At 47.7% G+C, this 19,068-nt stretch carries 16 protein-coding genes and 1 tRNA gene; 13 read left to right on the top strand and 4 right to left on the bottom strand.

Annotation, left to right across the window (positions count from 1 at the left end; genetic code table 11):
- Positions 1 to 27: 27 nt before the first annotated feature.
- Positions 28 to 1,335, top strand: coding sequence for a homocysteine synthase (locus ACQ5BJ_RS21435; protein ID WP_005547200.1), 1,308 nt, complete (start codon positions 28 to 30; stop codon positions 1,333 to 1,335).
- Between the two features lie 99 nt (positions 1,336 to 1,434).
- Here ACQ5BJ_RS21435 and asnB read toward each other — a convergent pair whose 3' ends face one another.
- A complete protein-coding gene (gene asnB, locus ACQ5BJ_RS21430; RefSeq protein WP_268621090.1) occupies positions 1,435 to 3,282 on the bottom strand; it encodes an asparagine synthase (glutamine-hydrolyzing) in 1,848 nt (615 codons plus the stop codon).
- 205 nt (positions 3,283 to 3,487) lie between these two features.
- On the opposite strand from asnB, the gene ACQ5BJ_RS21425 reads away from it, so the two are divergent.
- From ACQ5BJ_RS21425 to ACQ5BJ_RS21415, 3 genes are all read left to right on the top strand, one after another.
- Positions 3,488 to 3,814, top strand: coding sequence for a hypothetical protein (locus ACQ5BJ_RS21425; RefSeq protein ID WP_005547203.1), 327 nt, complete (start codon positions 3,488 to 3,490; stop codon positions 3,812 to 3,814).
- The gene (locus ACQ5BJ_RS21420; RefSeq protein ID WP_005547205.1) at positions 3,801 to 4,151 is read left to right on the top strand and encodes a hypothetical protein; all 351 of its coding nucleotides are present in this window, start codon (positions 3,801 to 3,803) and stop codon (positions 4,149 to 4,151) included. The genes ACQ5BJ_RS21425 and ACQ5BJ_RS21420 overlap by 14 nt, the downstream gene beginning before the upstream one ends.
- A gap of 73 nt (positions 4,152 to 4,224) precedes the next feature.
- Positions 4,225 to 4,353 (top strand): hypothetical protein, encoded by a 129-nt coding sequence (locus ACQ5BJ_RS21415; RefSeq protein WP_005547207.1) that lies wholly within the window; start codon positions 4,225 to 4,227, stop codon positions 4,351 to 4,353.
- Between the two features lie 156 nt (positions 4,354 to 4,509).
- On the opposite strand, the gene ACQ5BJ_RS21410 is transcribed toward ACQ5BJ_RS21415, so the two are convergent.
- Positions 4,510 to 4,586 (bottom strand) — tRNA-Arg (locus ACQ5BJ_RS21410).
- A gap of 256 nt (positions 4,587 to 4,842) precedes the next feature.
- On the opposite strand from ACQ5BJ_RS21410, the gene ACQ5BJ_RS21405 reads away from it, so the two are divergent.
- From ACQ5BJ_RS21405 to ispG, 5 genes are all read left to right on the top strand, one after another.
- Positions 4,843 to 5,793 (top strand): hypothetical protein, encoded by a 951-nt coding sequence (locus ACQ5BJ_RS21405; RefSeq protein WP_268599238.1) that lies wholly within the window; start codon positions 4,843 to 4,845, stop codon positions 5,791 to 5,793.
- Positions 5,794 to 5,965: 172 nt separating this feature from the next.
- Complete coding sequence (gene tig, locus ACQ5BJ_RS21400) at positions 5,966 to 7,252, top strand: trigger factor (RefSeq protein WP_430112293.1); 1,287 nt, start codon at positions 5,966 to 5,968, stop codon at positions 7,250 to 7,252.
- A 353-nt stretch (positions 7,253 to 7,605) separates the two neighbouring features.
- Positions 7,606 to 8,202 carry an ATP-dependent Clp endopeptidase proteolytic subunit ClpP gene (clpP, locus tag ACQ5BJ_RS21395; RefSeq protein WP_005547306.1) on the top strand — a complete coding sequence of 199 codons (597 nt, stop codon included), beginning with the start codon at positions 7,606 to 7,608 and terminating at the stop codon, positions 8,200 to 8,202.
- Between the two features lie 13 nt (positions 8,203 to 8,215).
- Positions 8,216 to 9,463, top strand: coding sequence for an ATP-dependent protease ATP-binding subunit ClpX (gene clpX / locus ACQ5BJ_RS21390; protein WP_005547308.1), 1,248 nt, complete (start codon positions 8,216 to 8,218; stop codon positions 9,461 to 9,463).
- 43 nt (positions 9,464 to 9,506) lie between these two features.
- Positions 9,507 to 10,604: a flavodoxin-dependent (E)-4-hydroxy-3-methylbut-2-enyl-diphosphate synthase gene (gene ispG / locus ACQ5BJ_RS21385; protein WP_005547310.1), complete on the top strand. Its 1,098-nt coding sequence runs from the start codon at positions 9,507 to 9,509 to the stop codon at positions 10,602 to 10,604.
- A 118-nt stretch (positions 10,605 to 10,722) separates the two neighbouring features.
- Here the strand turns inward: ispG and ACQ5BJ_RS21380 are convergent, their stop codons facing one another.
- Both ACQ5BJ_RS21380 and ACQ5BJ_RS21375 read right to left on the bottom strand, forming a co-directional pair.
- Positions 10,723 to 11,130, bottom strand: a complete 408-nt coding sequence (locus ACQ5BJ_RS21380; protein WP_430112290.1) for a bactofilin family protein — start codon at positions 11,128 to 11,130, stop codon at positions 10,723 to 10,725.
- Between the two features lie 27 nt (positions 11,131 to 11,157).
- Positions 11,158 to 12,225, bottom strand: a complete 1,068-nt coding sequence (locus ACQ5BJ_RS21375) for a M23 family metallopeptidase (RefSeq protein WP_268599237.1) — start codon at positions 12,223 to 12,225, stop codon at positions 11,158 to 11,160.
- Between the two features lie 287 nt (positions 12,226 to 12,512).
- Here ACQ5BJ_RS21375 and ACQ5BJ_RS21370 point away from each other — a divergent pair, with 287 nt between their 5' ends.
- From ACQ5BJ_RS21370 to yihA, 4 genes are all read left to right on the top strand, one after another.
- Entirely contained in the window at positions 12,513 to 13,928 is a 1,416-nt protein-coding gene (locus ACQ5BJ_RS21370) for an alanine/glycine:cation symporter family protein (RefSeq protein ID WP_005547315.1), read from the top strand.
- Positions 13,929 to 14,030: 102 nt separating this feature from the next.
- Positions 14,031 to 15,767 carry an ATP-dependent protease LonB gene (gene lonB, locus ACQ5BJ_RS21365; RefSeq protein WP_163978789.1) on the top strand — a complete coding sequence of 579 codons (1,737 nt, stop codon included), beginning with the start codon at positions 14,031 to 14,033 and terminating at the stop codon, positions 15,765 to 15,767.
- A gap of 97 nt (positions 15,768 to 15,864) precedes the next feature.
- Entirely contained in the window at positions 15,865 to 18,198 is a 2,334-nt protein-coding gene (lon, locus tag ACQ5BJ_RS21360) for an endopeptidase La (RefSeq protein WP_005547319.1), read from the top strand.
- A gap of 120 nt (positions 18,199 to 18,318) precedes the next feature.
- A complete protein-coding gene (gene yihA / locus ACQ5BJ_RS21355) occupies positions 18,319 to 18,912 on the top strand; it encodes a ribosome biogenesis GTP-binding protein YihA/YsxC (RefSeq protein WP_005547321.1) in 594 nt (197 codons plus the stop codon).
- Positions 18,913 to 19,068: the final 156 nt, after the last annotated feature.

The raw sequence follows: 19,068 nt of genomic DNA, 5'->3' as shown, positions 1-19,068 counted from the left end.
CAATAAGACGAAGGAGGATTGATGAAGATGAGTGAAGCGCCACGTGAACTTGGCTTGGAAACATTGGCTGTACATGCAGGACAGGAGGTCGACCCGACTACACTATCGCGTGCAGTCCCGTTGTATCAAACAACGTCTTACACTTTCAAAGATACCGATCACGCTGCAGATTTATTTGGTTTGAAGGAATTCGGCAATATCTATACACGGCTGATGAATCCAACGACAGATGTATTTGAGAAGCGTGTAGCCGCATTGGAAGGTGGGGCAGCGGCATTGGCTACGGCATCAGGCCAAGCTGCGATCACGTATGCCATTTTGAATATCGCGGGAGCAGGAGATGAGATTGTTTCTGCGACGAGTCTGTATGGCGGAACCTACAATCTATTCTCAACGACATTGGCGAAGCTTGGCATTACAGTCCGCTTCGTTGACTCCAGTGATCCGGAAAACTTCCGAAAGGCGATCACGGATAAGACAAAGGCGCTGTATGCGGAGGCGATTGGCAACCCTAAGGGCGATGTACTGGATATCGAGGCAGTGGCCGATATAGCACACGAGCATGGCATTCCACTCATCGTGGACAATACGTTCCCGAGTCCATTCCTGCTTCGTCCACTTGAGCATGGTGCGGATATTGTCGTACATTCCGCTACGAAGTTCATTGGCGGCCACGGTACTTCGATTGGCGGGATTATCGTGGATGGCGGCAAGTTCGATTGGGCTGCCACTGATAAGTTCCCTGGATTGACAGAGCCAGATTCTAGCTACCATGGGTTAGTGTATACGGATGCAGTCGGGCCAATTGCATATATTATTAAGGCTCGTGTACAATTGATGCGTGATATGGGGGCTACGATCTCTCCATTCAACGCATTCCTGCTTCTGCAGGGGCTCGAAACGCTTCATCTGCGCATGGAGCGCCATAGCGAGAATGCTTTGAAGGTAGCTCAGTTCTTGGAAGCGCATGAAGGGGTGCAGTCGGTCAGCTACAGTGGCCTATCAAGCCATTCTTCCTATGAGTTGGCACAGAAGTATTTGCCTAAGGGACAGGGTGCGATTTTGACATTTGAGATCAAGGGTGGAATCGAAGCGGGGCGGCAGGTAATAAATCATGTCAAACTCTTCTCTCATCTCGCCAATGTAGGCGATTCCAAGTCGCTCATCATCCATCCAGCAAGTACGACGCATCAGCAATTGAATGAAGCGGAGCAAATTACTGCCGGTGTAACTCCAGGACTTATACGTTTATCTATCGGTACGGAATCGATTGACGATATTTTGTATGATTTGGATCAGGCGATTCGCGCGAGTCAGCCTGCCTCAGTAAAATAAGAATCGATGTACAAATGAAGAAAGACACACGGTACGCTGCAGCGTTTACCGTGTGTCTTTTTGTTGGAAGCCAGTGGGTACCAGCATTTCAGTGTTAGATTACCATGCTACACGGATGCCGTATTCTCGCAGCCATGCATCTACCTGCAGCAGATAAGCGAATAATTGAGGGCCAGACATCAGCTGGCCGAACCAAGGCAGATTTGAGCTTGCTTCCTCGGAAGCGGCAATCGTCCGTATTCGTTCTGCATTGACAAATTGATGGAGTGGGGATGAAGGGTCATCCAATCTCTCAAGTGCCAGTCGGCGAACCGTATTCAAGTAATTTGGATTGTGGGTTTTTGGATAAGGGCTCTTTTTGCGATAGAGGACATCATCTGGCAAAACGCCCTCCAGCGCCTTTCGCAAGATCCCTTTCTCCCGTCCGCCGTAAGTTTTAATGTTCCATGGAATATTGAATACATATTGGACGAGCCGATGATCGGTATATGGGACGCGAACCTCGAGACCAGCGCCCATACTCATTCTGTCTTTGCGATCCAGCAAGGTTGGCATGAAGCGGGTAATGTTGAGATAGGACATATTTCTCATTTTCGCGGCTTGAGCCTCTTCTCCGGGCAATACAGGCACCTCGCGCACCGCATCTGCATAGCGGTCAGCTACATATTGCTCTGCGCGGAGCAAATGAGCGACCTCAGGCTTCAACAAACTGGCTCTGAGAGGCGTAGCAAGCGCCCAAGGGAATGTCCCGGCATTGAGCGCCTCTTTCCGGTGGAACCAAGGATATCCGCCGAATACTTCGTCAGCAGCTTCACCAGAGAGTGCGACAGTGGCGCCTTTCTTGATTTCTTTGCAAAATAAAAGCAATGAACCGTCAATGTCGGCCATGCCCGGGATGTCTCTAACCCTTACCGCGTGCTCAAGCGAAGCAACGAGCTCAGGGGTATCAAATTGAATCCAATGGTGAGTCGTTCCGAGCTCTTCTACCATTCGTCGAATCCAAGGCTCATCCGCATTTGGTTGAAAGGCGTGAGATTGGAAGTAAAGGTCGTTATCCACATAGTCCACCGAATACGTATGCACCTGACCAAGCTTGTGACGCTTATAATGTTGAACCGTTAGGGCGGTTAGCGCGCTTGAGTCCAATCCTCCTGACAATAAGGTACATACAGGAACATCAGAAATAAGCTGGCGTTCAACGGTATCCTCCAGAAGTTCGCGCACATGTTTGGCTGTTTGTTCGGCATCCTCTTCATGCGGAGTGCTCTCCAGCTTCCAATAACTGCGGATGCGCAGGCCATCTGGATTATACTGCAAGGTGTGACCTGGACGCAGCTCTGACATTGCTTGATAGATGCCGTGTCCTGGAGTTCGGGCAGGCCCGATCATCCATATTTCAGCTGCTCCCTCTAAGCTGATGACAGGCTCAATGTCCGGATGGGCAAGCAGCGCCTTAGGCTCGGAACCAAATACGAACCATCCTTCACCTTGAGAATAGTATAGAGGCTTCACCCCAAGCCGGTCGCGGGCCATGAACAAATGCTTTCCAGCTTCATCCCATATGGCAAAAGAAAAGATGCCGTTGAACCGTTCTACGCATGCTTCTTTCCATTCCAGATAGGCTACAAGCAGCACTTCCGTATCACACTGTGTTACAAATAAATGTCCTCGGCTCATTAACTCCGATCTTAATTCCCTCATATTGTACAGCTCGCCATTATACACAATCGCGAACACGCCATGCTCCGTGTGCCGAATCATCGGCTGGGCGCCGTTAGCTGGATCAATAACAGACAAGCGCCGGTGTCCCAGTGCACATGGACCGGTTATCCATGTTCCCTTCGCATCAGGGCCCCGAGAAGATAATGTTTCGGTCATTTGCTCGACAACGTCGGAACATTGGGCCAAATCACGGTTCCAGTCAATCCATCCTGTAATTCCACACATGTTACGTTCATCCTTTCCGCACCAATCTGTCCACCCGGAAGACCGAATACCGGTATGCTGGAAGATTGAGATAATACCATGGGTATGCGCAAATCGGCATAAGATGTATGTCCATCGGGAGATGATAAAAAAAGCTTCCCTTAAAAGCTGAAACCTGATCTAAACAAAGCGAAGCAATGGTTCTATTAAGGAAAGGAGGTGCTTAATGGAGCGCCGACCTTATTATGTATCCGTACAGAATCGTTCTGTTGTTGCGGAACAAGATGCGGGTGATTATGAATTTGTAGTCCATGTGAATGAGGCAGAAAGGGATGAGCTTCAAAGGCTGCTGAATGGGGTGGGAGACGCCGAAACGGATCAAGTATACAGCTTCATGTTATTTACAAGCAAATCGAATGACATGATTAACGAGCCGTATCAGCAAAACCTCAATAGTGTATATGCCTACATACACAAATTCGGAACCACAGAAACAAAGCAATTTGTGGAGCAATTACGAGAAGTGAGGAGCGAAGACAATGATGGAATTTAAGGCTGCAAAATTTCGCCGTCCGGTTGAAATCGAAGGGCGTCTGTGTGCAGAAGTAGGACTTATCCCAGATGATGACAAGGAGACTCCCCTGCTTGCGTATGTGGCTCCTGTACAAAATGGCGGTTATGAGATTGTTCGCTTGCTGCGCAATGATTCACATTTTGAAGCAGACTGGTACGACAATAATTTGCATAATGCCTTTGAGGAAGTGGCTGCAGAGACATTTATCAATAATAACGAAATTAGCTGCAGCGACCGGGATTCGATCGTAGATGCAGTGCTTGGATCGAGTGAGGTACGGGAAGCGGTTGACGACTTGTTCCAAATGAATTGGTAAACAACTTGGTTTGCTTCTTATCATCGTGTTCATACTAAGGTGATTGATGTACGATGAAGGGAGGTGAGTAAATATGCCAGAACAATTCAAGCAAAATAAGGGCAATAAATATGCGCATCAGAAGAAACATGCGGATGCGGTTCTGTCGAAGAACTTCAAGCATCCGGGCGAAAAGAACCATTGGGAGTTTCACAATAAATAAGCTGGATTCTGAAATGAAGCGCAATTATTCAAGGCTCTGCGATATGCAGGGCCTCTTATGCAGTTAGATGTCCGTAGAGATTTTGGGGATATAAAAAAAGCCTCACATACCAAATTAGGCTCTGCGAGGCTGCTCATGTATATTGTAAGCAATGAATGGCGTCCCAGGAGGGATTCGAACCCCCGACCGACGGCTTAGAAGGCCGTTGCTCTATCCAGCTGAGCTACTGGGACATAAGTTAAGTAAATTTAGAACATGTATGATTGTAGCAAAGAATTTGAATTTTAGCAACATAAAAATCAAAAAATATTTTACCTATCATATTTACAGTTGGATGTGCAGGAAAGCACTCGTGGCAACCGCGCAGGATAAAGGGCGAGTATGATATAATGCATCGTATAAGAGACTTGCCTGAATAAATTGATACAGTTGCATACATAGCAGAGATTTTTGCAATATATAGGCGCAGTACAGAAAGCAGGTGTTCGTATGTCAGAAGATTACAAAGAGCCGTCCAGGAACAACGTTATCCTATTTCCGAAAACTCATGATTATTACCAAATTGAGTTAACACGGATGCTGGAATCTGAACGCTACGGTGAAGCCATTGCCCTTCTTCAATTCCTGCTGACTTGTGATGGCGAGGATGCACGGATTCGGGAAGAGTGGGATGCGCTGCTTCAATGGCTCGTATCGGCGTTTCCAGAAGCAGAGAGAGATGCTCGCGAACTGGACATACCAGAGGGATTAGCCGGCTGGACGAAATCAACTGCAGAAGAGGAATCGGAAGAAACCGAACAAGATATCCTGCGACGTCAATTTCAGCAGAAGTTGAATGCAGATGGACAATATATGGAACGATTGCTCGCGACACTTGCGGATGGGGAAATGGATGATCGTAAACTTCTTGTGCTGGAGCAGCTTGCGGCAGCAGAAGATGCGGGGATTGACGAAGCTCTGGTCAAACTGCTGAAGGAGGAGGAACTGAGCTCTTTGCTTCAGTTCGGAATTCTTCAAGTCTTGAAGCGGAGGGGGATGCATGGCGAAATTCGATTCCCTCGCGGGCAGGAATGGTTGAACGTTCGAGTAGAGGATACGCCACTTGACTATACGGCGTTCCCGGCAGCGGCGAAGGCACCCGCAGAGCGCGTGAACGAGGCTGCCTCTGTAAGAGAGCCGTCATTAGCCTATTTTGCTCAAGAGCTATGGCAGCAATATGTGAAGCATATTTACGGTTCATCCGCTTACGAGAAGTTGTGTGAGCATGGGCAGGAGGAGTCAGTCGCATGGGCAGCAGCCCTGCACTTTATCATAGCTCGAATGCTGCATATAGATGAAGAAGTGGAAGTAAAGCAATTGTACGGCATTCGTAATGAGATGCGCGTCCAATATGAGCTTGCACTTCGATCGCTGAATCGATCCTTGCGCGTGCAATCATAGGATCCGGATGCTAAGCAACAGGCGGCCGATAGCGCTTTCCAAGGAGGGTGAATGTAGGAATGATGCACTCCTTGAAAAAGTTATCATAGTCGGCTATACTAAAATGGTTATTCAGGACGTGTTATGGTAGGTACACTCTAGCCATGATCTTTTTTGGAGGGGAAGGCATAAAATGAAAGCAACTTGGGAAAAAATAGAGAAGAACGTTGGGGTATTAGAAGTTGAGGTTAATGAAGATCGCGTAGCAGAAGGATTGGACTTGGCATTCAAAAAAGTGTCAAAGCGTGTAAACGTTCCAGGCTTCCGCAAAGGTCGCGTACCTCGCCCAATTTTCGAAGCTAAATATGGTGTGGAAAGCTTGTATCAAGATGCAATTGACATCATCTTGGGTGAAGTTTACACACAAGCTGTAAAAGAAACAAACATCCAACCGGTTGATCAGCCGGAAATCGAAGTTGAACAATTTGCAAAAGGCAAAACGTTCAAATTCAAAGCAAAAGTAACTGTTAAGCCTGAAGTTAAGCTTGGAGACTACAAAGGTCTTGAAGTGGAAACTAAGGAAGCTGAAGTTACTGAAGAAGAGCTTGACGCTGAGTTGAAGCGTCTGCAAGAGCGTCATGCTGAACTCGTTATCGTTGATGAAGAAACAGCACAAAAAGGCGACAGCGTTGTTATCGACTTCGAAGGATTCGTTGATGGCGAAGCATTTGAAGGCGGCAAAGGTGAGCGCTACACATTGGAGCTTGGCTCTAATACGTTCATTCCTGGATTTGAAGATCAATTGGTTGGCCTTGGAACAGGCGACTTCAAAGACGTTGAAGTTACATTCCCTGAGCACTATCATGCAGAAAACTTGGCTGGCAAGCCTGCAACATTCAAAGTGAAAATTCATGAAATCAAGCGCAAGCAGCTTCCTAAGCTTGACGATGAGTTCGCTAAAGACGTTAGCGAGTTCGAAACTTTGGATGAGTACAAAGCTGATCTTACAAAACAGTTGAAAGAACGCAAAACACGCGAACTGGAAGCAAATCGTGAAGCTGAACTCGTTGAAAAAGCATCTGCTAACGCAGAAGTAGAAATTCCACGTGCGATGATCGAAACTGAAATTCAGCACATGGTAAAAGATTTGGACAACCGTCTTCGCATGCAAGGCATGAACATGGACATGTTCTTGACTTTGTCCGGCCAAACTATTGCAGACTTGCGCGAGCAAATGCAAATAGAGGCTAACAAGCGTGTGAAAAACAACCTCGTTCTTGAGCAAATCGTTAAAGAGGAAAACATCACGATTTCCGATGAAGAGCTTCAAGAAGAGCTTGACAAAATGGCAGCTTCCTACCAACGTTCTGCGGAGGAAATTCGCACAATCTTGGAGAAAAACGGTACGCTCGAAAACTTGCGTGAAGAGGCAGCTCTTCGCAAAACAGTTAAATTCATCGTGGACAATAGCAAAAATTAATTGCATATCGGCTACGCAACGCATGGAAAATGCGGGCGTGGCGTAACAGGATAAGGCACGTTACTTTCAAGGGCGTGCCTTATTTTTTACCACCTGCTTGGCGAAAGTTTGTGAATTGTAAGTTCTTTGATTGACCACATAACGTTTCACCACCCTATTATGGGTGTACATAATCAATATGTAACATATTAGGTGAATTCCGTCTGTGGATGAGCTGTAATATAGAGCTTATCTGTAGGGATTACGGGCATTTGCCGCACATACAATAATGGTAATCGGTGTAAAAATGACACCACGGTCAGAAAATGTTAAAATAAAAATGTAAAGCTATGTAAAGAAAAGAGGTCGGTACCATGAATTTAATCCCGATGGTCATCGAACAGACAAATCGCGGCGAACGCTCTTATGATATTTACTCGCGTCTGCTGAAAGATCGCATTATCTTTCTGGGCAGCGCCATCGATGATGACGTAGCGAACAGCGTCATTGCGCAATTGCTGTTCCTCCAAGCAGATGATCCAGAGAAGGACATTTTCTTGTATATCAATTCACCGGGCGGTTCAGTTACGGCCGGCATGGCAATTTACGATACAATGCAGCATATCAAACCGGACGTATCTACAATTTGCGTCGGCTTGGCTGCCAGTATGGGCTCGCTCTTGTTAACAGCTGGAGCGCCAGGCAAGCGTATCGCATTGCCGAACAGTGAGATTATGATTCACCAGCCGCTTGGTGGTGTACGCGGTCAAGCGTCCGACATTAAGATTCACGCAGACTGGATCTTGAAGACAAGACATAAGCTCAACCAGATTTATGTGGAACGTACAGGTCAGCCGATCGAGAAGATTGAGCGCGATACGGATCGCGACAACTTCATGAGCGCTGATGAAGCGAAGGAATATGGCCTTGTTGACCAAGTTTTGCATCCGGCAAGCCCGGGTTTGAAGTAAGGGGGGACACCGATTGTTTAAATTTAATGATGAGAAGGGGCAATTGAAATGCTCGTTCTGCGGCAAGTCGCAGGAACAAGTGCGCAAGTTGGTTGCCGGTCCTGGCGTATATATATGTGATGAGTGCATCGAGCTTTGCAATGAGATCGTAGAGGAAGAGCTCGGTCACGAAGAGGAAGTCGATCTGAAAGACATTCCAAAGCCAAAGGAAATTCGTGCTATTCTGGATCAGTATGTTATTGGTCAAGAGCAAGCGAAGAAGTCGTTGTCCGTAGCGGTATATAACCACTATAAGCGGATCAACACACAGAATAAGATTGAGGATGTAGAACTGCAAAAGAGTAACATCTTGCTTGTAGGGCCTACCGGCTCCGGTAAGACGCTCTTGGCGCAGACTATGGCTAAAATCTTGAACGTGCCATTCGCGATAGCTGATGCAACATCGCTTACTGAAGCAGGCTATGTAGGCGAAGACGTTGAAAATATTTTGTTGAAGCTGATTCAAGCTGCAGATTACGACGTAGAGAAGGCGGAGCGCGGCATTATTTACATCGATGAGATTGATAAAGTTGCCCGCAAATCCGAAAACCCTTCGATTACGCGCGACGTATCCGGCGAAGGCGTACAACAAGCATTGCTAAAAATCTTGGAAGGCACTGTTGCTTCCGTTCCTCCTCAAGGTGGACGCAAGCATCCGCACCAAGAATTTATCCAAATCGATACGACGAACATCTTGTTCATTTGCGGCGGTGCATTTGATGGACTGGAACAAATTATCAAGCGTCGTGTAGGTAAGAAAATTATCGGCTTCAATGCTGACGGCGGTCAGAAGGACTTGAAGCCTGGCGAATATTTGACGATGACACTTCCAGAGGACTTGTTGAAGTTTGGTCTTATTCCAGAGTTCGTTGGTCGTCTTCCAGTTATCTCGACATTGGAGCCGCTTGATGAGCATACACTGGTTCGTATTTTGAGCGAACCAAAGAATGCACTGACGAAGCAGTACCAGAAGCTTCTGGAGATGGACAACGTGAAGCTTGACTTCGAGTCTGGAGCATTGGAGGCCATTGCTCGGGAAGCGATAAAGCGGAATACAGGAGCTCGTGGATTGCGTGCCATCATCGAAGGCATTATGCTCGACGTGATGTATGAGGTGCCGTCACGCGACGATGTAACAACGTGTGTCATTACGGAGCAAGTAGTGAAAGAACGAATGATTCCGGAACTGACGACAGATAAGAAACAAGAGGAAAGCGCCTAATAGGCGCTTTTCCGTCCGTTTCCGACATGGGAGAGAATGTATCATGTATTTGCGACATCAGACTAGAGCTGTAAAAGTAGGCAATGTAACGATTGGCGGCAACAATGAAGTTGTCATTCAGAGCATGTGCACGACGAAGACGGCAGATGTAGAAGCTACTGTTGCAGAGATTCATCGACTAGAAGAAGCTGGATGCCAGATTGTCCGTGTAACTGTCAACAATGAGGATGCGGCGAATGCGATTAAGGAGATTAAGAAGCGTATCTCCATTCCGCTTGTAGCAGACATTCATTTTGACTATCGACTGGCTTTGAAGGCGATTGAGAACGGCATCGATAAGGTGCGGATCAATCCGGGCAATATTGGGCGTCGTGAGAAAGTGGAAGCTGTCGTGAAGGCCTGCAAAGAACGCGGTATTCCGATTCGGATCGGAGTTAATGCAGGGTCGCTGGAAAATCACCTGCTTGAGAAATATGGATATCCAACGCCAGAGGCCATGGTAGAAAGTGCTCTGTTCCATATCGGAATTCTAGAGGAGCTCGATTTCCATGATATTATTGTCTCGCTGAAAGCGTCTGATGTTCCTATGGCTATAGCTGCGTATACCAAGGCTGCTGAGGTGATTCCTTATCCGCTTCACTTGGGGATTACGGAAGCAGGGACACTGTTCTCGGGTACGATTAAGAGCTCTGCGGGGCTAGGTGCCTTGCTGTCGCTTGGTATCGGTTCAACAGTACGCGTTAGCTTGAGTGCGGATCCGGTAGAGGAAGTGAAGGTCGCACGCGAACTGCTGAAGTGCTTTGGATTAATCTCGAATGCGGCTACACTTGTCTCTTGTCCAACTTGCGGCAGACTTGATATTGATTTGTTCTCGATTGCGAACGAAGTAGAAGAATATATCTCTAAGGTGAAGGTTCCGATTAAGGTGTCGGTGCTGGGCTGTGCGGTAAATGGACCGGGTGAAGCGCGCGAAGCAGATATCGGTATTGCTGGAGCTCGTGGAGAAGGATTGTTGTTCCGTTACGGAGAGATGATTCGAAAAGTGCCAGAGGATCAGCTTGTCTCCGAATTGAAGAAAGAGATCGACCACATTGTTGCTGAGTATGAGCGGACAGGCACTATTCCTGGACGCAAGCACTAATCGGGAATAGACAAATAGATAATCCAGTTATTTTACGAAAAATAGGAACACCTACATGCAGGTTGGCTGCTGTCGGGTGTTCCTATTGTGCTTATACGATTTTGTTACGGTCTCTGGTTTATAGGTCAGAAGTGATGATATCTGTAGATGTAGAAATGTTTGCCACTGCAGTGGTGTCCTGCTGCATTTGGCTATTGCCGTTGAATTTCCCGCCTTCTTTGATGATAAAGGAACGGCACAATATATTGCCTTCTAATCTACCGGAGCTCTCGATAATGACGGTCTCTGTTACGCTGACATCGCCCTGCATCAGACCGGCGATAATAAGACTGGAAGCATGAATATTCGAGTAAGCCTTGCCAGATTCCCCTATAATCACGTTTTGGCTGCAGTGAACATCACCAGTAATTGTCCCCTCAATCCGCAGATCAGTTTCACATACCAGCTTGCCCTCCACTGTAGTCGCTTGCCCAATTAAGGAGTCTGTACCGATTGTTTTTTTGCCGGAAGATGTTTTTGCGAACATGTCTGCTCCTTTCCTTTCTGATTGCTTTTATTCAGGCGTACCCACATAAGTGGTTGGGTCGATTGGCTCGCCGTCTTTGCGAATTTCAAAATGCAAATGTGGCCCCGTACTGCGACCGGTTGTGCCAACCTTGCCAACCTGTGTTCCCTTCTTCACCTTATCTCCGCTTGCTGCCATTCTTTCACTTAAGTGCAAGTATCGGGTTGTAAGTCCGTTCCCATGGCTAATGATGATATAATTTCCTTTCAATTCATCTCTATCTGATGCAAGGACAACCCCTTCGGCAGTTGCGTATACCGGATCCCCTGTATCTCCTCCAATATCCAAGCCTGCATGAAAAGCTTCACTGCGCTGGAATGGATCGCTTCGCTCCCCGAATAAGGACGTAATACGCGTACTCTCTGTCGGCCATAAAGTAGGCGTAGCGTTCAATTGCCGCTGGAAGGCGTTTGCATTTTTAAACAACTGGGGCATGGATTGCTCCCATTCCTGCCGCTTCTTATTCATGTCTTGCAACTGCTTGCTCATACTTACCCATGCTGCTAGAGGAGAGGCAGGTGGAATAATGCCCTTGCTCTCTGTGGCAGGGGATAGCAGTGGAGACAACTTCGTTGCTGGAAGCATGATATACTCGCCGCCGAGCGGCAGAGGAGGAAGGGAGGCAGTTTCTTGCTTGGAGGCTGCAGAGTTAGTCGTTGAATGACTTGTTTTGGATATTGAATTGTTATTTTTTTGCCGGCCAGTGCCGGTCGGTATTTGTAAGTAAGATTGCAGCTGCTGCTCCCATTGAGATATCTTGTCCATTCGTTGTTTCATATCGTTGGAAGAGGCGGTAATAATGGTTAATTGCTTGTCCATATCAGCTAACAGCTGATCTTTCTTCTGCAGTTCCTGTTCCAATTGTGCATGACGTACAACAATATCATGCATGGCAAAGCGCTGAATAACCAACGAAAGAAATAATGCGCCAACTCCGCCAATGACAATAAACATAACAAGCCTAACAACAACGGTTGGAACACTGTATTGTATAACGGGTCGATTTGGCCCGCGCATGAGCATCCACGTCCAGCGGCGATCGTTTGCTTGCGCCATATTGCAAGGATTCCTCCTTATTGATTCCAAGGTAAAATAAGCTAATATGTTTACATAACATTCCTATTGTACATGATTTTCGGCGAAAAGTAAGTAGATATTGTGTGGAATCGACATAAAAATCGGTTTGTGTCGAAAGGTGGGGAAGGTAAAATTTATCATTAATTGAAAAATGATAAAAAACATTTTGCCATTATGCTCGATTTACGCTACAATCATTTAGTACCGTGTTAGCAAAGTTGACATATCGCGGGCTTAGGACTAGACAACAAGTGAGGTGCAATATATTGATTGATCAAATTCAGGATTGGATCGGGAAGTTTAATGATTTATGGTATTTAATGCTTATATTTGTTCTTGTAGTAGCAGGACTTTATTTCTCATTACGTACAAGCTTTGTACAGCTTTCCGCAATTAAAGAAACATTCCGTCTTATTTTGGGGCGGGATAAAGGAAAGTCTTCCGGTGAAAAGCAAGGCGTTTCCTCCTTCCAAGCATTCGCAATGAGTACAGCCTCGCGTGTTGGTACGGGGAATTTGGCCGGAGTCGCTATTGCCATTTCGTTAGGCGGCCCTGGCGCTGTATTCTGGATGTGGATGATTGCAATTATTGGCGCGGCTTCGGGGTTCGTCGAATCTACATTGGCACAGGTTTATAAAGTGCGTGATGGCAAGCATTTTAGAGGCGGCCCGGCTTACTATATGGAACGGGCGTTGAACGCGCGTTGGCTAGGCATTATTTTTGCCATCCTCATCATTTTCAGTTTCGGATTCGTCTTCAATTCTGTACAGGCTAACACAGCAAGTGCGGCGTTCCAGGATATATTTAACTTGGATCCGATTTGGATGGGGATCGTATTGGCAATCCTTGTCATCCCGACGATATTCGGAGGGGTTCAGCGGGTTGCGCAGGTTACTGCGACCGTAGTCCCTATCATGGCGCTAGCATATATGGCGATTGCTTTGTTCGTCATGCTGGTCAATTTTAGCGAAATTCCGGCCGTATTTGCTTCTATTATTAAAAACGCCTTTGGATTTGAGGAGGCGCTGGCTGGCGGTGTAGGCGCAGCGGTGATGAACGGAATTAAGCGTGGTCTGTTCTCGAACGAGGCCGGGATGGGTAGTGCTCCCAATGCGGCGGCAACGGCCAATGTTAGCCATCCAGTCAAGCAAGGTTTGATCCAGTCGTTCGGGGTATTCGTCGATACATTGCTTGTTTGTTCGTCAACAGCGTTCATTATCCTGTTCTCCGGGATTTCAACGACGGGCGAGCAGAACGGCATTCGATTGACACAACATGCGCTTGCGACTCAGGTTGGAGATTGGGCGCACATTTTTATTGGATTAGCTGTCTTTTTATTCGCATTTACTTCACTTATCGGAAACTACTATTACGGTCAAAGCAACATCGAATTCATTACGAAGAAAAAGGGATGGATGCTTGCTTATCGGTTAGGCGTTGTAGCAATGGTTCTCTTCGGTTCTGTTGCGAAGATGACCCTAGTTTGGAATTTGGCAGACTTGTTCATGGGCTTCATGGCGTTCATTAATCTCATTTCCATTATGCTGCTTGGTAAAGTGGCATTTGCGGCTTTGAAAGATTATATGAGTCAGCGTAAGCGCGGCGAGGAGCCAGTCTTCTATGCAGATGCTGTTCCAGGGCTGAAGCATGCAGAATGTTGGGAAAGAAATAATAACTCATAATCACATACGCTTATAATGCATCCGGCAAAGGGTAATACTACCAAGTAGTTAACTTTGCCGGATTTTTTTGTCCTTACGAGGGCGTTATGGGAGGATGAAACGATGAATTTAAGCGTGATATTGATGTTAATCAATGCGTTCTTTGCCGTAGTTATCGGCATATACTTCTGGAATCTGCTGCGCAGCCAGAAAGGCAACCGCACGGCTGTGGATCGAGAATCTCGCAAAGAGATGGATAAGCTGCGCAAGCTGAGGTCTATATCTTTGACGAAGCCGCTTGCAGAGAAAACAAGACCTGCGATTATGAGTGATATAGTCGGACAAAAGGATGGGCTGAAGGCGTTGAAGGCAGCTCTGTGCAGTTCAAACCCGCAGCATGTCATTATTTACGGTCCGCCAGGTGTAGGGAAAACGGCAGCAGCCAGGGTTGTGCTTGAGGAAGCGAAAAAGAATCCAAGCTCTCCGTTCACCATGGAATCGAAGTTCACAGAAATTGACGCAACGACAGCTAGATTTGATGAGCGCGGCATTGCCGATCCGTTAATCGGCTCAGTACATGATCCGATTTATCAGGGAGCAGGAGCGATGGGGGTTGCAGGGATCCCGCAGCCGAAGCCGGGTGCGGTTACAAAGGCGCATGGCGGCATGCTGTTCATTGATGAGATTGGGGAGCTTCACCCGATCCAGATGAACAAGCTTTTGAAGGTGCTTGAGGATCGGAAGGTGTTTTTAGAAAGCGCCTATTACAATTCAGAAGATTCGAATGTACCGTCTTATATTCACGATATTTTCCAAAATGGGCTGCCTGCGGACTTCAGACTGGTTGGAGCGACGACGCGCTCCTCTCAAGAGCTACCGCCAGCGCTGCGTTCTCGCTGCATGGAAATATACTTCAGACCTCTGCTGCCAGATGAAATCGGAACCATCGCAGAGAATGGACTGAAGAAAATCGGGTTCCCACATTCACCGGAAGCGGTAGATATGGTAAAGAAGTACGCTACGAATGGGCGAGAGGCTGTCAACATTGTGCAGCTATCAGCGGGTCTCGCGATGTCGGAAGGCCGCGCTTCCATAGATGCGGCTGACGTAGAGTGGGTAGCCAATTGCAGTCAGATTGCTCCGCGTCCTGATCGCAAGGTGCCTGTAGAGCCGCAGGTTGGCCTTGTGAATGGGTTAGCTGTATATGGACCTAGCATGGGGGCTCTATTGGAAATTGAAGTGAGTGCGATCCGCGTGAAGAGCGGACATGGAAAATATACGATTACGGGCGTTGTGGAGGAAGAAGAGCTGGGTGGAGGAAGCCGAACGCTGCGCCGCAAGAGCATGGCGAAGGGTTCCATCGAGAATGTATTAACTGTGCTACGCAGCTTGGGACATGAAACATCGAACTTCGATCTGCATATTAACTTTCCAGGCGGATCGCCGGTGGACGGCCCCTCGGCGGGGATGGCAATGGCGATTGCGATCGCGTCGGCTCTGAATGGCTGGCCTGTGGATAACAAGCTTGCGATGACGGGTGAAATTAGTTTACATGGGCGAATTAAGCCAGTTGGTGGAGTGCTTGCCAAGGTTGAGGCTGCTTTCCAAGCGGGAGCGACTCGCGTGCTCATTCCGAAGGAGAATTGGCAGGAAATTTTCGCAGGCCTGGAAGGTGTTCAGGTGATTCCGGTTGAACATATTGAGGAAAGCTTCCAGCATGCGTTCGGCAGCGAATGGAAGGGAGATGCTCAGCACAAGCCGCAGCCATACGAACGAGCTGCGGGTGCTTCTTTGCCGCTGCTTCATGCAGAAGCGTCTGAGAAGAGCGGCAATTCCGCAGACGGGAATAGCTATAGCTGATCGGTCGCTCCTAAAATTGGTGTTTTAGATGAACATTTGATAAAATGTTGCTTGCAATATACTAGATAGATCATGATAGCCATGGGGGTGCCGAACGATGGGGCTTAAATCGAACAAAGACCGCCACCTGCCTCTGCTCCCGCTACGAGGCTTGCTCGTGTACCCGAGCATGGTGTTGAATTTGGATGTGGGACGCGATAAGTCAGTACGGGCACTTGAACATGCGATGCTGGAGGACCAGCTTCTGCTGTTGTGTACGCAGTCAGAGGTTAGCATCGAGGAGCCGTCTCAGGATGATATTTTCCGCATTGGTACAATAGCGAAGGTGCGCCAAATGCTTCGTCTGCCTAATAACACGATACGTGTGCTTGTTGAGGGAGTAGAGCGTGCCGAAATCGTTGAATATGTGCCAAATGATGAATTCTATGAGGTTCAGGTGCGTGTTCTGCATGAAGAGGCAAATCAGTCTTCAGAGACCGAAGCGCTCATGCGCATGGCATTAACTCAATTCGAAAATTATGTGCAAATGTCGAAGAAGGTGTCGCCGGAGACGCTTGCATCCGTCACGGACATTGAGGAACCGGGCAGGATGGCAGATGTAATCGCCAGCCACTTATCAATCAAGCTGAAGGATAAGCAGGCGCTTCTGGAAACGGTGGACAGTAAGGCTCGTCTGCACAAGTTGCTTGAGCTGCTCAATAATGAGAGCGAAGTGCTGGAGATGGAGAAGAAAATTGGCCAGCGCGTGAAAAAGCAAATGGAAAAGACGCAAAAGGAATATTATTTGCGCGAGCAGATGAAGGCGATTCAAAAGGAATTGGGAGATAAAGAAGGACGTGCAGGGGAAGCTGAGGAACTGCGTGCCCAATTGAAGGAGCTTGATGCTCCGGATAAAGTTCGAGAGAAGATCGGCAAAGAAATCGACCGATTGGAGAAAATGCCTGCTTCCTCAGCAGAAGGATCGGTCATTCGCAATTACATTGATTGGCTGCTTCAAATCCCGTGGTCAACAATGACGGAGGATGACCTTGATCTCGGTAAGGCTGAGTCGATTCTAGAGGCAGACCACTACGGATTGGAGAAGCCAAAGGAACGTGTGCTGGAATACTTGGCCGTACAGCAGCTTGTCAAGGAAATGAAAGGGCCGATTTTGTGTCTCGTTGGCCCTCCGGGTGTAGGAAAGACCTCGCTTGCGAGATCCATTGCGAAGTCGCTTGGCCGGAAGTTTGTCCGTATCTCGTTAGGTGGAGTGCGTGACGAAGCAGAAATTCGCGGTCACCGTCGTACATATGTAGGGGCAATGCCGGGTCGGATCGTGCAAGCTCTCAAAAATGCGGGCACGATGAACCCTGTGATGCTGTTGGACGAAATTGACAAAATGGCTTCGGATTTCCGCGGGGATCCTGCAGCAGCATTGCTGGAAGTGCTCGATCCAGAGCAGAACAACGCATTCAGCGATCATTTCGTCGAACTGCCGGTTGATTTATCACGAGTTTTGTTCGTTACAACCGCTAATGCCGTACATAATATACCGCGTCCGCTGCTTGATCGTATGGAGATGCTTAACTTGTCTGGCTATACAGAGCTGGAGAAGCTGGAAATTGCGAACCGTCACCTTCTTCCGAAGCAGAAAGAAGCGCACGGGCTGAAGGAAGGTCAGTTGACCGTTACAGAGGAGGGCATCCTACAAGTCATTCGCGAGTATACACGTGAAGCTGGCGTTCGTCAGCTCGAGCAGCAATTGGCAGCGTTATGCCGGAAGGCAGCTAAGCGTGTCGTGTCTGAACAGGTAAATGAGATTCAGATTGACGCCCAGCAATTATCTGAATATTTAGGTGTAGCTCGATATCGCTACGGGCTGGCAGAACAAGATGACCAAATAGGAACGGTGACAGGTCTTGCGTGGACGGAAGCGGGGGGAGACACGCTTAACATTGAGGTAACCGTTGTCCCTGGTTCTGGCAAGCTTCAATTGACAGGTAAGCTTGGCGATGTCATGAAGGAGTCTGCGCAGGCTGCATTTAGCTACATCCGCTCGAAGTCAGCGCAGTGGGAGTTGGAGCCAGACTTCCATGAGAAGCTGGATATTCATGTCCATGTACCGGAAGGGGCGATTCCGAAGGATGGTCCTTCTGCCGGAATCACAATCGCGACGGCACTTGTATCGGCGTTCACCAACCGGTACGTATCCAAGGATGTTGCAATGACTGGTGAGATTACACTGCGCGGGCGCGTTCTCCCGATAGGCGGACTGAAAGAGAAGTCGCTGGCCGCGCTCCGTGCGGGAATCAAGACGGTTCTGTTCCCGCATGACAATGAACGTGATCTTGCGGATATCCCGGATACGGTACGGCAGGAGTTAACCTTTATACCGGTTTCTCATATGGATGAAGTGCTGCGGCATGCCTTGCTGGAGCAAGCTTCCTCATAAATATGTAGAAGTAGACGGGTGCGCGTAAGCGCATCCGTTTTTCTTGTTTTTGTGAAATGACGGGAATCGTGTACAATTGTACAATGGACAGAACAGAATGTAAGGTGAGGATAATCGAACATGAAAATAACAAATGCAGAATTTATTATTAGTGCTGTTGGAGCATCACAGTATCCTGACGACGGTTTTCCCGAGATTGGACTGGCAGGTCGATCAAATGTCGGTAAGTCTTCCTTGATTAATCGGTTGATAATGCGCAAAAACTTGGCGCGCACAAGTTCGCAGCCAGGCAAGACGCAGCAATTGAACTACTACCGCATCAATGACAATATGTATTTCGTAGACGTTCCGGGATATGGATATGCAAAGGTGTCAAAGACACAGCGCGCTGCTTGGGGACGCATGATTGAGGCATATTTCCAAGAACGTGAGACACTTAAGCTTGTGCTGCTGGTCGTTGACTTGCGTCATGCTCCTACAGCGGACGATTGTATGATGCATGACTGGCTGACGCATTATGGCATTCCGGTCTGCGTTGTCGCTACAAAGGCCGATAAAATCTCAAAGAATCACCTTCCAAGACATGTAAAGCAAGTCCGAACCACACTCGGATTATCACCAGATGCTCCCTTCGTCATGTTCTCCTCGGAAACTGGACAAGGCCGAGAAGAGTTATGGGAGATTATTAATCAACATGCAGGCGTTAATTCGTAAGCATGTTGGATAAAATATGGGATAGTTCCGTCCTCAGTCCGTTTTTTTGCGAAATGCACCATAAAATGGCGGCTCGTGAACAGGAATTCATGTGATCCCTGTAGTATAATAAAGATGTGTAAATATAATTTGTTGAATACGGTTTAAGGAGAGTTT

The sequence above is a fragment of the Paenibacillus sp. B1-35 genome, from assembly GCF_050474385.1.
GTDB classification, from domain to species: Bacteria; Bacillota; Bacilli; order Paenibacillales; family Paenibacillaceae; genus Paenibacillus_B; species Paenibacillus_B alvei.
This window is presented reverse-complemented; position numbering and strand designations above follow the sequence as displayed.

What these genes read in the sequence shown, in the direction of transcription:
- ACQ5BJ_RS21415 (WP_005547207.1), top strand. Translation starts at nt 4,225, where the DNA reads ATGCCAGAACAATTCAAGCAAAATAAGGGCAATAAATATGCGCATCAG.
- ACQ5BJ_RS21425 (WP_005547203.1), top strand. Translation starts at nt 3,488, where the DNA reads ATGGAGCGCCGACCTTATTATGTATCCGTACAGAATCGTTCTGTTGTT.
- yihA (WP_005547321.1), top strand. Translation starts at nt 18,319, where the DNA reads ATGAAAATAACAAATGCAGAATTTATTATTAGTGCTGTTGGAGCATCA.
- clpP (WP_005547306.1), top strand. Translation starts at nt 7,606, where the DNA reads ATGAATTTAATCCCGATGGTCATCGAACAGACAAATCGCGGCGAACGC.
- lonB (WP_163978789.1), top strand. Translation starts at nt 14,031, where the DNA reads ATGAATTTAAGCGTGATATTGATGTTAATCAATGCGTTCTTTGCCGTA.
- ispG (WP_005547310.1), top strand. Translation starts at nt 9,507, where the DNA reads ATGTATTTGCGACATCAGACTAGAGCTGTAAAAGTAGGCAATGTAACG.
- ACQ5BJ_RS21405 (WP_268599238.1), top strand. Translation starts at nt 4,843, where the DNA reads ATGTCAGAAGATTACAAAGAGCCGTCCAGGAACAACGTTATCCTATTT.
- ACQ5BJ_RS21380 (WP_430112290.1), bottom strand. Translation starts at nt 11,130, where the DNA reads ATGTTCGCAAAAACATCTTCCGGCAAAAAAACAATCGGTACAGACTCC.
- asnB (WP_268621090.1), bottom strand. Translation starts at nt 3,282, where the DNA reads ATGTGTGGAATTACAGGATGGATTGACTGGAACCGTGATTTGGCCCAA.
- ACQ5BJ_RS21420 (WP_005547205.1), top strand. Translation starts at nt 3,801, where the DNA reads ATGATGGAATTTAAGGCTGCAAAATTTCGCCGTCCGGTTGAAATCGAA.
- ACQ5BJ_RS21375 (WP_268599237.1), bottom strand. Translation starts at nt 12,225, where the DNA reads ATGGCGCAAGCAAACGATCGCCGCTGGACGTGGATGCTCATGCGCGGG.
- ACQ5BJ_RS21435 (WP_005547200.1), top strand. Translation starts at nt 28, where the DNA reads ATGAGTGAAGCGCCACGTGAACTTGGCTTGGAAACATTGGCTGTACAT.
- tig (WP_430112293.1), top strand. Translation starts at nt 5,966, where the DNA reads ATGAAAGCAACTTGGGAAAAAATAGAGAAGAACGTTGGGGTATTAGAA.
- lon (WP_005547319.1), top strand. Translation starts at nt 15,865, where the DNA reads ATGGGGCTTAAATCGAACAAAGACCGCCACCTGCCTCTGCTCCCGCTA.